A 13,866-nucleotide genomic window follows, 5' to 3' on the forward strand; every position below is an offset into this window, starting at 1 on the left:
ATTGTTAACACTTATGTTTTTAATGAATTAGTCTGTCCAAATTTCTTTAACTATAATCATATTTTTATAATAAACGGAATCTAGAGTAATCAATCTAAAGTTTTCATAGGGTTTACCAGTATACTAATCGTTCTTAATAGATTTTCTTCGTTTCTCTTGATTTTTTTATTGTGTTGGCAAACTTTGATTTACAATACCAGCAGTATCATTATAAAAAAATTACTTTTAATTATTTATTATAGGTTTGATTTGTGTCATTTTACCGAATAATTTTCGGTCATAAATCCACGAAATAATGGTAAATATTATCGCAGCAATACCGTGATAGATATAACCATCGTTTACCATAAGGTGTGCAGTAACGGCAAGAATAGCATCAAATATAAAACCTGCAAGTGCCAATTCTTTTAAGAATAATGATTTTCTGCTTAGTACTGCTATTGGTCCAAGTATTTTTAAGATTCCTAAAGGATAGATAATCCAAGTAGGAAATCCTAAGCTTACAAAAAAGCTATGGGCGTAATCGTAATTAAAAAAATACATTAGTCCGCCAGCAAAGAATACAAAACATACAATGCCTGTTGCTATCCAATAAATTATTTTATTCTTTTTCATTTTTCTAATTTTTAAGGGTTTCTATTATTTTTAATACCTCGCTTGGTTCTATTCTAGTCATATAATCAGCTTCAAAATGTATAAATACAATCTTGTTATTTACATCAATGACATAAACTGCAGGAACGGGCAATTCGTAATTTTGGTTACCGTGTATTCGGGTAAAATTCATTCCAAAACCTTCATAATCCTTTTTTGTCTTTTCGTTCAATTGAAATACAATGCCCAAATCTTTCATAAACCTAGCATCTTTATCGGTAAGAACTGGAAAAGAGATAGTGTTTTTTTGAGCGGTCTGTTTCGCTAATTCAGGAGTTTCAGCACTTATTGCGATGATATTTGCACCTGCTTTTGCAAAATCCTCTTTTAGACGTTCGTATTCACGTAATTCCAAGTTGCAATAAGGGCACCAACCACCTCTGTAGAAATTCAATACCAAATAGTTTGAACGATTGAGATCTGTCAATTGTATACTTTTATTATTATAATCTGTAAGTGAAAAGTGTGGAATAGTGTCACCAATTTGTAGCGCTTTTTCTTTCAGGCCTATTTTTTTTATCTCTTCGATACCGTCATTAAAATTTTGGATTATGGATTTAGGCATACGATTCATAGTCGCATCTCTAAGTTCATTTAATTGCTTTGTCAATAACATAATTTGCTGTTTTTGTTACGGACAAAATTAGATACGATACCTTTGTAAAAGATAATCTATCTAAAAATTAAAATAGTCAATATGTAACCAGTCAATTATTTTAGTTTTCTTTTTAAAAACTGGTTTGGGGTGATTCCCATATATTTTTTAAAGAATCGAATAAAGTTAGAGGGTTCGCTAAATCCCATTTTAAAAGCTATTTCTTGTGAGGTGTACTTTTTCTCAGTAATGTTTCGTTTAATTTCCAATAAAAGCCATTGGTCTATAAACGATTTTGCTGTTTGTTTACTTATTTCTTTGCAGATATCGTTTAGATATTTGTAAGATACTGAAAGTTGTTTTGCATAATCTTTAGCATTATGACTGAATTGATATTGTGTTGTTATCAATTGCTTAAAGGCAATAAAATCTTTAAAACGCTTACTTTCAAAAATCTCGTGTTTGTGTATCGAATAACGTTTTATTTGAAGTAATAATCCCATAACAATATTTTGAATAAGTGCCGCTTTAAGATTTACATTGGTATTTAGATGAATACTCTGTAATAAATTGAAAAATGGTGTAAATTCCATCAAGTTTTCTTGTCCAACAAAAATTATAGGATTATGGAATAGTTGTAAAAAGTGAAATAGCTGTTGTTCATTTGCATTTTTGGTGATAAGTTCTTCTTCAAATGATATAATAAAACCTGATACTTTTAAAGGTTTTTGAAAATGATGTACCTGTTCTTTGGTTAAGGGGATTATAGTGCCAGGAAATAGCTCTTGTTGCTTAAAATCTACAGTGTGTAGGCCTTGCCCTCGAGTAATAATAAGTAAAGCATGAAACTTAATTCGATGTGGTTGTGATAAATCGTAAGCACTCTTTTCACATCGTTCATAAAGTTCCTTAAATGAAATAAACTCAAACGGAATGGGTTGTGTTACAAATCTCGAAAAAATGATATTTTCTATTTTGTTTATCATTGATTATTCAGAACTAGGTATAATTGGCTGCAACTGCAAGTCTAAAAAACGTAACATTTAAAAAAAGATACCACGTTTTGGGTTTAGCGCTGATTCAATTAATGTTTCAGTTTTAAAACCAAATTAAAAATTTGACAGTCTTTGTAAATAAGTACTATTCTTTGGCTTTAATAATTATTAACTATATTTTATATATTATGTTTGAGGTAGTTTTATTTTACTGTTTAGACCTTAAATCCTCAATAATTTTGGCATCAACCCAATATTTTTTTGTTTCCCAATATTTACTTCCGTCCTCTTTTATTTTTTCTCCAGACCTTCTAAAAAGTAAATATTTTCCATCTGGTGTCAAACTAGCTCCATTTTCTACTAACTCGGAATTTATCTTATCTCCCATATTAATAGCTGAGCCCCAAGAACCATCTTGTTGTCTAAAACTGATATAATTATCAGATTTACCAAATCCACCTTCTCGTTCACTTCCCCATATTAAAAAAGATTCATCTGGGGCTATATAAGGATGGGCTGTCAATCTGCCAGAATTAATCTGTTTTCCGAGTAATTTCGGTTCTTCCCGTTTCCCATTTACAATCCGAGACATTCTGATAACGTCATTACTTTTATAATCATCGAAAACAATTGTTCCTTTATTGGATACTGACAAAACCATAATTCCCCAATCTTCTCTGTCAAACATTGGTCCTAAACTTTTTATTTTTGACCAACCTGAATCCGTACGTTCAATATAGTTATGCCTAGAATATAATATATTGTTTTCACTATTTCTAGGTTGAAAAACGTACCTATTTGTAAAATAATAATTTTCTTCTTGTCGGTAAACTATAACTGCTGGTTCAAAAGGGTCGTTGCCAGAGTATGTAAAGTAAAACTCTTTTGTGTCTAAAGAGTCTGTATTCCCTATATTCCAATGGCTAGAGGTATTCTTTTTAGGAATAAAAAGTTCAGGAATTAGTCCAGGAGGTTTATATCCAAAGTATAGATTTTCTTCTGTAGAAAATTTATTCTTATCGATTTTCGAGTTCTCAGTTTTACAAGCATTTAAGAATGTTAAAAATATTAATACTGAAATTTTAATTGTTTTGTTTTTCAATGTCGAGTTTGTTTTAATTACGGTTAACTATCTTTTGTAGAGGTTGTTGTGTGTTTTCATGTGCCAGCTTTTTGGTTAAACACAGACCTTGTTTTATATTTATTTAATTTCACTTTAGCGATTAAACCGCTATTATTTTGTGCATTGTTACTTGCTGGCTTTCCATTTTTGATTTAACATATTATTTAATAAATCAAAGTAATCCCATCCGATTTTTCTGGCAGAAAGTAAAGTCAGACTATCTTGGTTAACTCTATGAGTTCTTGATGGTCCAGTCATATTGGGTTTCATATTTAAGTCAAATAGGAAATATTTACCTTGTTCGTTTGCCCTACAATCTATTCTAATTGGTGCTTTTATTCCAATTAATTCTGCTGATTTGACACAATGTTCATACACTTCTTGAATTTCTGTTGTGTGTAACTCATTATCACTCAAAACCTCACTGTTTTCCATTACAGCTACTATTCCGTTGTAAGGTGCGATTCCGTTATTATGATTAAAGCGTTTAACCGCAGGTAAGCACCAAGGTCTATTAAAATATTTCTCGTTATTATTAATCGTATAATTTCCTTGAGGCATTACTGTAATTGTAATTTCCTGTCCGTTTAAATATTGTTCAACGTAAGCTGCGTTTCCGTAACTACTTTCCGAAAACATTTTTGTCAGATTTTCTATAAGTTCGTTGCGATTATTAATTTTGGTAACACCTTGACTTCCTCTTCCTCTAATGGGTTTAAGAACCAACGGAAACTCTAATTCTAATAATAAATCATTGTAGTTCTCAATAGTGATAAGTTCGTTTTTAGGAATAGGAATATTATTAGATTTTAACAAGCTATTAGTGAGTGTTTTATCATCGTAAATATCAACCAATTCAGGTGTTTGCCCAACTATTTCCAATTCTTTGTCAAAATAACTTTCTATAGTATGATATTGATATAGAACTGTATTTAGCCAAAAGATTTTTGCTCCTTTTTGCAGTGCTGTCTCAATTCCCTTTTTCGTGTCAGGAAAAACCCAATCCTTGTCATTATTTTGATTTGGATTTTCAATAGGCGTAATTACATCAACATTGTTTTTTAATAACTCAAAAGCAATATCAGCTCCGCTATCAGAATAGCCTCCAGATTTCATAGGTTTTTGAATTCCATTTTTTACGGGTGGAAGTTGAGCTTGGTACAATATTGCTATTTTATTCATTACGTTTTGTTAAGTTTGCAGGCAACGTGTTTGTAAATGGTTTGTTGCGTGTTTAAGCAACTAATTTAGCAAATACAAATCGAATAGAAAATTCGTGAGGATTTTCGTAAGTATACAATTATTAACAATTTTAGTACTTGTTTTTTATTCATTTCGTATTATGATATTCTCTGTTAATTTTATTTTGGATATATCTGCTTTTTCATTTTTAAATAAAAGGTCGTTTATTACTTTAAATTCTGCACTTCGTCCAGCAATTTTAAGTATTACCTCACTTTCTGCTTTTCCTGCATAATAGTTGTCAGTTTCTTTTTTGATTATTTTATAAAAACCATTTTCGGCAAAACTTTTGGTTCTTTGTTTTTTGTCTGATAATTGTTCAATATAATTTTCAGGCCAATTTACGTTAGGCAACATTTTACGAACGAATGCGATTGGTAGAAAAATCACAATTTCGATTGCGTTACTTTTCTTAATTCCGTTTTGAGAGAGAAAACTCGATAACTTTTCATCTTCGAGACTTTCTTTTAAATTTCCAATCAGACTAATTGAAGTTTTTACTTCAGATTGAAATTCAGATAATTTTATGTTTGTTAGATAATCCACTTTTTATTCCATTTTTTTAAATTCATAATGCTTATCAAATAGATGGTCTTTGACTTTGTAAATCAATTTTTCTTTGTCAATTTTAATAGTTATGTATTCTCGACTGCCAATAGTCAGAATTGAGTCAATCAGCTTATAAGTCGCATCATATTCATTTCCCATTTGGTTAATAAAAATGGTTTTATCCTTGTTAAAAGTTAGAGTGGTTTTCAATTCCGTTTTTGAATCAGATTCTGATTCAGAGTCATTTTCCGTAAGTGGCTCAATTTCGTCATCAAAAGAGTCCGTTTCCGTAATCAAAATCCATTTTCCGATTAATTTTTTTTCAGATCCAGATTGCGAAGTGCAAGAGTTAATTCCGAAAATTAAAGTCAGGATTATTAATGTTCTCATAGTTTTTCTTAAAATGTGTGCTAACGGTTTGTGTATGAAACGTAGTGGATTTTCACGCACTAACTTTTTTCAATTCAGATTTTAATTCAGCATTGGCAAAGACATACTCTTTTGCAATTTTTGACTTAAGTATTGGCTGGTGCGAATTGCAAATGTGTATGGCTTTAAGCGTTGGTATTTTCAGTCAGTTTGTTTAATTCCTTTTTGAAACATAATAAACGCCGATTTCGTGATGGATTTTCCCTGTTTCATCTTTATAACCTGTCATTCCGATTGCAATAATATCGGTGTAACTTGTGTGATGAAGTAAAGCATTTGCGTAATGAACAGCACCGTTTACGGCAAAAGAGTTGATGTTTTTAAAGTTAGGTGTGTTTTTAGAAGTTCGATTTTCAACTTGTCCGTTTTTGTCAAGTTTTACAAGTTTGTCCTTGTAACCTTTATACTCAATAAGAATAGGATAGAAGTCTAAATTTTTGTCTTGAAGTAATATTTTGGCATCTGGTCGATTTGCACCTGTACCACCATTTTTAGTGAAATAGTCAGAGAGCGCTTTATCAATTTCTGCGTTAACTGATTCCTGCTCTAATTTGTAGGGCAGTTTATACTTGTTTAGCCATCCGTTTGCCAAATCTGCAATGTTCGGTTCTATTGATTGTACTTTCTTAGCCATTATGTTTTCTTTCAATTAGTAAGTCTTTGACTTCTACGTTTAAGATTTCCGCAATCTTGTATAAGTCTTCTAAACTCGGTTGCCTTTTGTTTTGAACATAAGAGTGTACCATATTGTAACTTTTTCCCAATTGTTCAGCTAACCAAATTTGCTTTATTCCTTTTTGTTCTAAAACCTCTTTTATTCGGTTCATTTTGAATTTTTTTAATTCAGTCAACTAATGTAGTCAACAATTTTCAAACACTCACTTAATGAGTATAAAAATTATCATTCAATAATAATAAACGTTGGGAAAAGGTAAGGTCTTTTTATTTTGTGAGGTACGAGCAAAATGAAATGTGCTTGACTAATGTGTAGTTGGCTTTTCAGAGCTAGCTTGTGCACAACGTAGGAATAAACACAATTGTGTTTATTCCAAATATATTGTTAACTAAGGTAACAATATATTTTATAAACCTAAACTATGAATAGTAAGAAAGCATTTTTCTTTTTGTTCCAGATATTTTGATATCCATAAACAATAATCAGGCTCTTATTCCATTTTTTTACAATTCACTTCATTATTTAAACATCTTTGAGTTGTTATTATGCTATTACAATTGAAGGTTTTGCTACAGTAATAGAAATTTATAACTAAAATAAAAGAATAACGTATAAAAAGGTACAACATGAGCACTACTATTACACCTATTATTTTACCAGCACCAATTGAGTGGAGTACAAAAGAAGCAGCAGCGACAACACACATCGAAAATTTAGCAACTATACTTGCTAAGCCAGCCAATAAACAAAATTACATTGCGGCTTTAGCAGAATTAAGTGTTGAGGCATTTATTCCCAATCGTAGTAAATCGATTGTGAAGTTTTGGTATCCTTATTTAATAGGAGAATCATCATTAGAAGATTTTTTTACAGCTTGGTTAACGTATACGCCAACACCAGCAAGTCCAGGTAAATATATCGAATACTGGGATTATTTAGTGAATACAACATCAGGGTTACTTTTAGCCAACGATGAAAGTTTTAAACCTTGGTTTACAGCATTCCTTAATTTCCATGGAGATTGGATTAACAGTACTTCTTCAACAGGAACTTTAGACGAATGGATGCAATACAAAGGAACAACAGCACATCCTTTTAATATTAATGATTATGAGGTTCCAGAAGGAGGTTTTAAATCGTTTAATCAATTTTTCTTACGTAATTTAAAACCTGGGCAACGACCATTATGTAGTAAAGGTAACCCGGAAGAGGTTATCGTAGCGCCTTGTGATGGAGGTATATTTTACTTAAATCATGCAGATCAAGGAAAAAGTATTGAAGAATTAAAAAATACAGCCTATAAGCTTCCAGGAAAATCGGATCATTTTGATTTAAAAGATGCTTTACCAGGTTATGGTAGTCATTTTATTGGTGGAGATTTACTTGATATACTGTTGTGGTTTACGGATTATCATCATTTTCATGCTCCGGTAAGTGGAACTATTGTACACCAAGGAATGTATCATGGATCTTATAATTACGATTTTGGAGATTATGATCCGAAAGATTTTTATGCTCCAAATTTACCTAAGGATAGCGATCAAGTAGGGTGGTATGAGAAATTAGGAAAGCATCAGCGTTATGTGTGGATCATTAATACAGAAAAATTTGGATTGGTAGCTATGGTTGCTATTGGTTTTTGGGGAGTGGGAAGTATTATTAATGCAATAGAAGAGAAAGGAGATCAAAAACCTACGGTTGAACAAGGTCAGTATATGGGACATTTTGGCTACGGTGGTTCATCAATTGTATTGGCATTTAACAAAGATGTTGATATTGATTTTAAAGTTGATGGTCATGAAGTAAAAGGAGCTAATGAACCAACATTAATGAAAGTAAGACAATGTTTAGGTAAACTCATCTAAGTCTATGCTTATACAACAACTGACTCTTTCCTCTGTTTTTGAGGATTGAGTCAGTTTTTGTTTAAAATTATTAAGAGTATAATTTTATTCTAATTCTGTATAACCAGAAACATGAGAAAGGACTGCTTTCCATACACCATTTCGTTTCATTAAAACATTACTAGACTGATATATACTTTTTTTATTATCATTAATAATATGCCCAGTTCCAGCTATTATCGCTGTGTTATTTTGAAGTATTTCTAATCTTTTAATTTCATAGCGAAAAGAATCATGATTCATAGCAAATTTCTTAATTCTTTCCAATTGTTTTGCTTTATTGGACCATTCCCCATTATTGGTTATCATTTGAAAGTCTTCACCTAAAATTCGGTCTAACAAAATTGTATCTTGTTCTTTATACGCTTTAGGCCATTCAACTTCTTTCAAAAAACGGAGCTTAGCTTTTTCTTGTCCAATATCTATAGGTAGGTCTATTTTACTTTCCGTGGATCTTTTCTCATTGCATGAAAAGAATATAATACTTAATAATATGAAAGTTATTTTTCTTATAGTATAGTTTTTAAAATTGCCAACTATTTCATTGGATAGAATCATTTTTATTCTTTAAATTAATAATATAAATCTACTTTAGGAAGTAGTTTTTTTAACTCGTTTATTCTGTTTCTAGAGATATTAGTGCCTCTTATATCTAAAACCCTTAACGACTTTAAATTTTTAATTTCATTTGGTATCTCGGTAATGGGTAAATTTTTAAGACTTAGTTTATACAAACGATGTAGATTGAAAATGAATTTAGGTAAAACAGTGATTTTATTTGAAGATAATAGAAGTTGTTTAAGTTCAGTTAAATGTTTAATACTTTCTGGAATTTTGGTCAACTGATTTCCAGATAGGTTTAGGTATTTCAAATTAGAAAGATTACCCAATGAGTTGGGGATAGTTTTCAATTTGTTGTTTCCAACGTTAAAATGATAAAGTTTAATTAGACTTTTTATTGATTCAGGTATTGCTTCTAACTGATTATTTTTTAAACTTAGTTCTTCAAGGTTTATTAATTTATTTATAGAATTAGGTAATTTTTTAATTCTGTTATTATCTATATGTAGACTATTAAGATTAGTGTTAGAAATTAATTGAGTGGGAAATTTTTCAAAATCATTATCTGAAATTCCTAGCTTATTTAATTTTTTAAGGTTGGAAAATGAATTAGGAAGTCCATTTAAACGATTTTTGTAAAGAAGTATTTTAGAGATTTGTGTGGATTGTCCAATATTATTAGGCAATTTTTCTATGTTATTTTTTTCTAAATCTAAAACTATTAAGTTTTTTAATCTACCTAGACTTTCTGGTAAGGCATGAATATTATTGTTTCTTACAACTATAGTTTCTAGATTTTTTAATTTATGAATAGAGTCAGGTAAAGAGCTTAATTTATTATGATTGAAGTTAAACCATTTTAATTTTTTTAATAGATTGAATTCTAAAGGTAGTTTTGTTAATTTATTGTTAGATAAACTAATTCCTTCTAGGTTTTTTAACTTATAAATAGATGAAGATAATTTTTCTATTTTATTATTGTCTAGTAATAAGTGCTTTAAACTATCTAAAGTGTAAATTTCTTCAGGGATAAGTCTTATGCCTGAAGAATTGATAGATATCTTTTTAGAATTAGAATTAATCTTAGGATGAGATTTTAGCGATAATGCCTCTTTATTTGATTGGTCGTTTTTATTCTTTTTTTGGGAAGTTTCCTCATAAAAATTAACTTCTTCTATTTGAGAATAATTTTTTTGAGGGATTAAAAATATTAGTGTAAGTATTAAAAAGATTCTCATTTATTAATTTTTGGATATATGTATTTATAATTTTATAATGAACTTTATCATTTTGCTTGTGAGTAACATGTTAGACTAATATGCTAATAAATATGTTTTTTTGATTTCACAAATATATAATTAAGTAATTCAGGATGTAAAGCAATAAATTTTTCTGAATATAATTATCAAAATATAATTCCGTTAGATCTTAAATGGTTGATTATTAGTTTCTAATTTTTGAAATAAATATTACTTCCCCCAATTATTTATGGCTTTTTCAATTTTATTTTCCCATTCTGGGTTTGAAAACCCTTTCCAAAGATTTTCTTTAGCTTTAATAGCTGAAGCTACGGCTGCTTTTTTATCACCCATAGCTAATAATATTTCACCTTTAAGAAAATGAGTATAAAAAGCTGAAACTCCGCTATCAATTGCCTTTTGAATATAGGTAAGTGCTTTTTCGTAATTTTTATCTTCTAAAAATAGATATTCGCTTGCTAAATAATATTTATAGCCTAAAGCTCTTTCATTTAAACCTAATGCAGCAGCATAATTTTTTTCAATTTCTTTTCTATGCTTGGTACTTATTGTAATTGGAATTTTAACTCTTGTGTTTTCCCATTGTACAAATAGTTCACTATTATTTAATGATGTATTTGAAAAACCAATGGTAAATGTTTCTGTAAACTCTGGTGCTTTTTCAACAGGGAAGTTGAACTCGTAGACATTATTTTCTGGTTTGTATGTGTATTGTCCCCAACCCTTAGTGTCTTTATTAAAATATACAGTCCAATTTTCTTTATTAGGAACAGCATAAAGTGCATATTCTCCTTTGGGAATAGTGTCACCTTTGATTACATATTCATTTTGAAAATCAATTACTGTTTGATAATCAGCTCCAAGCCTCCATATTTTTCCATACTGTAAAAGTCCACCAAATATTTTTCTTTTTTTTACATTAGGTCTCCCATAATTGATTTTAATGAAATTAAGTCCAATTTTTTGAGAAACTTCAGCTCTTTGACTGGTCGTAGGTCTATTGAATCTTCCTACATCATTTTTTACAGGATCAACTTGAGATTGTACAGAAAAATAAAAGCCCAGTGCTAGTAGTATTGTATATATTGTTTTCATGTTTAGATAAGTTTTTAGTTGTAGAAGTAGTTTATGTTTGGTGATTACTATTGTTACTTTTTTTATCCTGCGTCGGACTTTATATTGGAAAAATCTTGTTGTATCAGTTTGTCTTTTTCAATAAATAACATGAGAAAATCTCCATCGTGCCAACACCAATCCAGTTCATCAATAGAAGAAAGTGTTAATAAAGACGTCCAATTATTATCGGGTCTAGGATCATAGGCTAAAGAAGAGTAGAATGGATAGCCGAGTAGATGATTATATTTTTTATCTGTTTTTTCTATAACCTCATATACCAGCTCTTCTATTTGTTCATTATTTAAAGGATTGTTTTCTAATAATTCCTCCCTAAAAGGAATATCAATAGAAGCTTCTAATTTCACAGGAATACAAGGTTGATCAGAAAAGTTCGGATTAGTCAGAGGTTGTAATTCGTTTTCAGACTCAAAGAAATAAACTTTTGCATATCCATCATCACCCCAAAAAAAATTGCCATCTTCATCATCAGCAATAAATATACTTAAAAGACCTTGCTGAGGAAGGTGAGGAAAAGGTTGGGAAATTTCTTTAAGATTGAATTGGGCTACAAATCGATAATCACCATATGGATGTGTTGGCCATTTAAAATTCGAAGGAACATCAGGAATACCTCCTAATTTACTTGATGCTATATTAATTTTAGAAGTAACTTTAACTATGTCTACTGAAGGTTGAATTAAAGATGTAATGTAATTCTTATGCATGGAAAAAGAAGACTCTTCAATCGCTTTTTCTAATGTTTTACTATTCACGTGAATTAAGATTTTAGTTAAAGATGATATTCATAGTATTTTACATCTTAGTAATTAAGTTTAGTTTACCAGATGTTTATGGTTTCAGAAAATTCTAAATCTCCTGTGACACTAATGTGCAATTTAGAAGGAATAAAACTTTTTCCTTTGTATTCAGGTTCTGCTGAGTAGCTCAATTTTTTACCATCAATTAAGAATTTCTCAATCATTTTGTCAAATTCATGTTTAGCCGCTTTGGCAAATTTTGGGGCATACAAAATATTCATAGGAAGATCTTGTCCGCCAAATTCTAAAGGCATTAAATGAATTTCGGTCAATTCCCCTTTTTTAAATAATTGAATAGCTTTATCGTTACTATTTATTTGACTAAAATCAGCTCCTTTTTCGTTTTCTGATGTTGAATTGCTTTTCTTTTTAAGCCATTTGAACATATAGTAGTCTTTATTGTGAGTTTATAAAGATAGCTAAACTATGGGAGTTATGGTTGAATTGTTTTCAATGATGAAAACTTATGAAGTATTAGCTTTCTCATCTTTATAAAAAGATAAATTTTAAATTAAAAAAATAAGTAGCTGTTAAGCAGGTGTTTAATTGTGTATTTTTTAAGGTCAATGATTTATACACTCATATACAAGATTCAAGTACTCATGACATTGTTTTACTATTAAAGCTGTCTATTCTTTAGATTTATGTTGTAATCAAAAAAAACAAAATTATGCCACCAAATTTAAATCAAATTGTGAAATTGGCTTCTGATCAATTTCAAGTACCGAATGCTGAAGAAAGAATTAGTCCAGTTTCTGAGTTATCAGATGTGTTTGCACCTCCTCATCATGGGCCAAGAAATGTTCCTATTGAAGTTGCTAAAGTAGATCATGGAGATAATTTTACGCATTTTCCTATTGTAAATTCAGGAGTCTATTATTTATTTCTACCCCATGAAGCGGAAGATGTAGAAGTTTTTGATATGCATTATAATGGACCTTCTCAACACGATCCACATTATTATCCTATAGAACTTGAAGAGATACCTTCAAAGGCATTAAGTGGTAGCCCGTTTAAGCAAGGTTTTAAATCAAAAACAACTATTATTTTTAATCAAAGTGACCCTCAACCTATAGCTATTCATTTTAGTGTAAGGTCAGATGAAGATGATTTTGTATTAAAATATATAGTGGTTAAGGACAATACTAATTAACCTAAACTTTGTTTAAATTAAGGGTGTCTTTGTTACTGTAATTATATCTAATAAATTAAAAATAACAGAATAAATAAAGACATAAAAAGCGATTTAAGTGTTACCTAAATCGCTTTTTATATTCTATACCGATCAATTTCTTATTCTAAAGGAACAGTTCTTTGGATAGGCCATTGATCTTCATAACCAAATCTCCATTCTAGTGTTGATAATTCATCATCAGTAGATAAGCAATTGTTAAGATCAGCTATAATTTGTTCTTTATCCATCTCTTGTCCAATGAATACAATTTCAATTTTTCTATCTCCAAATTTTTTATCCCAATTTTCTTCTATAATATCTTGATTGTTGATATATGAAGGATATTGAATTCGTTTTTTAATAGGCATACTACTCCACCAAACACCAGCACTGTGGGCTTTTAAAGAACCGCCTGCTTGTCCCCAAACCAAAGCTTGATCTGATCTAGAGGCTAACCAAAATACACCTTTACTTCTAATAATAGTATCTGGAAATTCTCTTGCATAATTCAAAAAACGACTAGGATCAAAAGGTTTTTTAGATTTGAATACAAAAGAAGATATTCCGTATTCTTCCGTTTCTGGCGTATGTTCTTCTTTTTTCAATTCATCAATCCAACCAGCGCTTTGTTGTGCTTCTTCAAAATCAAAAAGCCCTGTATTAAGAATGGTTTCAGGAGCTACTTTACTGTATACAGATTCAATGATACGAGCAGAAGGGTTTAAATTATAAATAGCACCTTTTAATCTTTTTAAATGATCATCAGTTATT

17 protein-coding genes are annotated in these 13,866 nt (G+C 30.0%); 2 read left to right on the forward strand and 15 right to left on the reverse strand.

Translation table 11 applies throughout. The features are described from left to right. Nucleotides 1–225: 225 nt before the first annotated feature. The 9 genes from BVC87_RS22370 to BVC87_RS22410 all read right to left on the reverse strand — a co-directional run bounded on the left by BVC87_RS22370 (nt 226) and on the right by BVC87_RS22410 (nt 6,414). Nucleotides 226–615, reverse strand: a complete 390-nt coding sequence (locus BVC87_RS22370) for a DoxX family protein (RefSeq protein WP_075344631.1) — start codon at nt 613–615, stop codon at nt 226–228. A gap of 4 nt (nt 616–619) precedes the next feature. Further along, complete coding sequence (locus BVC87_RS22375) at nt 620–1,270, reverse strand: peroxiredoxin-like family protein (protein WP_075344632.1); 651 nt, start codon at nt 1,268–1,270, stop codon at nt 620–622. Nucleotides 1,271–1,365: 95 nt separating this feature from the next. Further along, nucleotides 1,366–2,235 carry a helix-turn-helix domain-containing protein gene (locus tag BVC87_RS22380; RefSeq protein WP_075344633.1) on the reverse strand — a complete coding sequence of 290 codons (870 nt, stop codon included), beginning with the start codon at nt 2,233–2,235 and terminating at the stop codon, nt 1,366–1,368. A gap of 217 nt (nt 2,236–2,452) precedes the next feature. Then, nucleotides 2,453–3,346, reverse strand: coding sequence for a hypothetical protein (locus tag BVC87_RS22385; protein WP_083629704.1), 894 nt, complete (start codon nt 3,344–3,346; stop codon nt 2,453–2,455). 147 nt (nt 3,347–3,493) lie between these two features. Continuing rightward, nucleotides 3,494–4,549, reverse strand: a complete 1,056-nt coding sequence (locus tag BVC87_RS22390) for an ATP-grasp domain-containing protein (RefSeq protein ID WP_075344634.1) — start codon at nt 4,547–4,549, stop codon at nt 3,494–3,496. A 144-nt stretch (nt 4,550–4,693) separates the two neighbouring features. Continuing rightward, nucleotides 4,694–5,155 carry a hypothetical protein gene (locus BVC87_RS22395; protein ID WP_075344635.1) on the reverse strand — a complete coding sequence of 154 codons (462 nt, stop codon included), beginning with the start codon at nt 5,153–5,155 and terminating at the stop codon, nt 4,694–4,696. 3 nt (nt 5,156–5,158) lie between these two features. Beyond that, entirely contained in the window at nt 5,159–5,548 is a 390-nt protein-coding gene (locus BVC87_RS22400; protein ID WP_075344636.1) for a hypothetical protein, read from the reverse strand. A 193-nt stretch (nt 5,549–5,741) separates the two neighbouring features. Next, complete coding sequence (locus BVC87_RS22405; RefSeq protein WP_234974715.1) at nt 5,742–6,221, reverse strand: VRR-NUC domain-containing protein; 480 nt, start codon at nt 6,219–6,221, stop codon at nt 5,742–5,744. Beyond that, nucleotides 6,214–6,414: a helix-turn-helix domain-containing protein gene (locus BVC87_RS22410; RefSeq protein WP_075344644.1), complete on the reverse strand. Its 201-nt coding sequence runs from the start codon at nt 6,412–6,414 to the stop codon at nt 6,214–6,216. The genes BVC87_RS22405 and BVC87_RS22410 overlap by 8 nt, the downstream gene beginning before the upstream one ends. Nucleotides 6,415–6,889: 475 nt before the next feature. Between BVC87_RS22410 and BVC87_RS22415 the strand changes: the two genes are divergently transcribed. Further along, entirely contained in the window at nt 6,890–8,128 is a 1,239-nt protein-coding gene (locus BVC87_RS22415) for a phosphatidylserine decarboxylase (RefSeq protein WP_075344637.1), read from the forward strand. 84 nt (nt 8,129–8,212) lie between these two features. Here the strand turns inward: BVC87_RS22415 and BVC87_RS22420 are convergent, their stop codons facing one another. The 5 genes from BVC87_RS22420 to BVC87_RS22440 all read right to left on the reverse strand — a co-directional run bounded on the left by BVC87_RS22420 (nt 8,213) and on the right by BVC87_RS22440 (nt 12,307). Further along, entirely contained in the window at nt 8,213–8,725 is a 513-nt protein-coding gene (locus BVC87_RS22420) for a nuclear transport factor 2 family protein (protein ID WP_075344638.1), read from the reverse strand. Nucleotides 8,726–8,739: 14 nt separating this feature from the next. Continuing rightward, nucleotides 8,740–9,966, reverse strand: coding sequence for a leucine-rich repeat domain-containing protein (locus BVC87_RS22425; protein WP_075344639.1), 1,227 nt, complete (start codon nt 9,964–9,966; stop codon nt 8,740–8,742). A gap of 231 nt (nt 9,967–10,197) precedes the next feature. Next, nucleotides 10,198–11,082 (reverse strand): DUF2911 domain-containing protein, encoded by an 885-nt coding sequence (locus BVC87_RS22430; RefSeq protein WP_075344640.1) that lies wholly within the window; start codon nt 11,080–11,082, stop codon nt 10,198–10,200. Between the two features lie 62 nt (nt 11,083–11,144). Then, nucleotides 11,145–11,876, reverse strand: a complete 732-nt coding sequence (locus tag BVC87_RS22435; protein WP_083629706.1) for a YwqG family protein — start codon at nt 11,874–11,876, stop codon at nt 11,145–11,147. A 65-nt stretch (nt 11,877–11,941) separates the two neighbouring features. After that, nucleotides 11,942–12,307 carry a hypothetical protein gene (locus BVC87_RS22440; protein WP_075344641.1) on the reverse strand — a complete coding sequence of 122 codons (366 nt, stop codon included), beginning with the start codon at nt 12,305–12,307 and terminating at the stop codon, nt 11,942–11,944. Between the two features lie 284 nt (nt 12,308–12,591). Here BVC87_RS22440 and BVC87_RS22445 point away from each other — a divergent pair, with 284 nt between their 5' ends. Beyond that, the gene (locus BVC87_RS22445) at nt 12,592–13,074 is read left to right on the forward strand and encodes a hypothetical protein (RefSeq protein ID WP_075344642.1); all 483 of its coding nucleotides are present in this window, start codon (nt 12,592–12,594) and stop codon (nt 13,072–13,074) included. A 140-nt stretch (nt 13,075–13,214) separates the two neighbouring features. Here BVC87_RS22445 and BVC87_RS22450 read toward each other — a convergent pair. Further along, nucleotides 13,215–13,866 (reverse strand): CobW family GTP-binding protein (locus BVC87_RS22450; protein WP_200799226.1); only part of this gene is annotated, 652 nt, incomplete at its 5' end.

Origin of the sequence: Tenacibaculum agarivorans (genome assembly GCF_001936575.1) — a bacterium.
Lineage (GTDB): Bacteria > Bacteroidota > Bacteroidia > Flavobacteriales > Flavobacteriaceae > Polaribacter > Polaribacter agarivorans.

Coding starts and splice junctions, on each gene's coding strand:
- BVC87_RS22430 (WP_075344640.1), bottom strand. CDS start 11,082: ATGAAAACAATATATACAATACTACTAGCACTGGGCTTTTATTTTTCT.
- BVC87_RS22440 (WP_075344641.1), bottom strand. CDS start 12,307: ATGTTCAAATGGCTTAAAAAGAAAAGCAATTCAACATCAGAAAACGAA.
- BVC87_RS22400 (WP_075344636.1), bottom strand. CDS start 5,548: ATGAGAACATTAATAATCCTGACTTTAATTTTCGGAATTAACTCTTGC.
- BVC87_RS22445 (WP_075344642.1), top strand. CDS start 12,592: ATGCCACCAAATTTAAATCAAATTGTGAAATTGGCTTCTGATCAATTT.
- BVC87_RS22420 (WP_075344638.1), bottom strand. CDS start 8,725: ATGATTCTATCCAATGAAATAGTTGGCAATTTTAAAAACTATACTATA.
- BVC87_RS22425 (WP_075344639.1), bottom strand. CDS start 9,966: ATGAGAATCTTTTTAATACTTACACTAATATTTTTAATCCCTCAAAAA.
- BVC87_RS22405 (WP_234974715.1), bottom strand. CDS start 6,221: ATGGCTAAGAAAGTACAATCAATAGAACCGAACATTGCAGATTTGGCA.
- BVC87_RS22380 (WP_075344633.1), bottom strand. CDS start 2,235: ATGATAAACAAAATAGAAAATATCATTTTTTCGAGATTTGTAACACAA.
- BVC87_RS22415 (WP_075344637.1), top strand. CDS start 6,890: ATGAGCACTACTATTACACCTATTATTTTACCAGCACCAATTGAGTGG.
- BVC87_RS22410 (WP_075344644.1), bottom strand. CDS start 6,414: ATGAACCGAATAAAAGAGGTTTTAGAACAAAAAGGAATAAAGCAAATT.
- BVC87_RS22390 (WP_075344634.1), bottom strand. CDS start 4,549: ATGAATAAAATAGCAATATTGTACCAAGCTCAACTTCCACCCGTAAAA.
- BVC87_RS22375 (WP_075344632.1), bottom strand. CDS start 1,270: ATGTTATTGACAAAGCAATTAAATGAACTTAGAGATGCGACTATGAAT.
- BVC87_RS22370 (WP_075344631.1), bottom strand. CDS start 615: ATGAAAAAGAATAAAATAATTTATTGGATAGCAACAGGCATTGTATGT.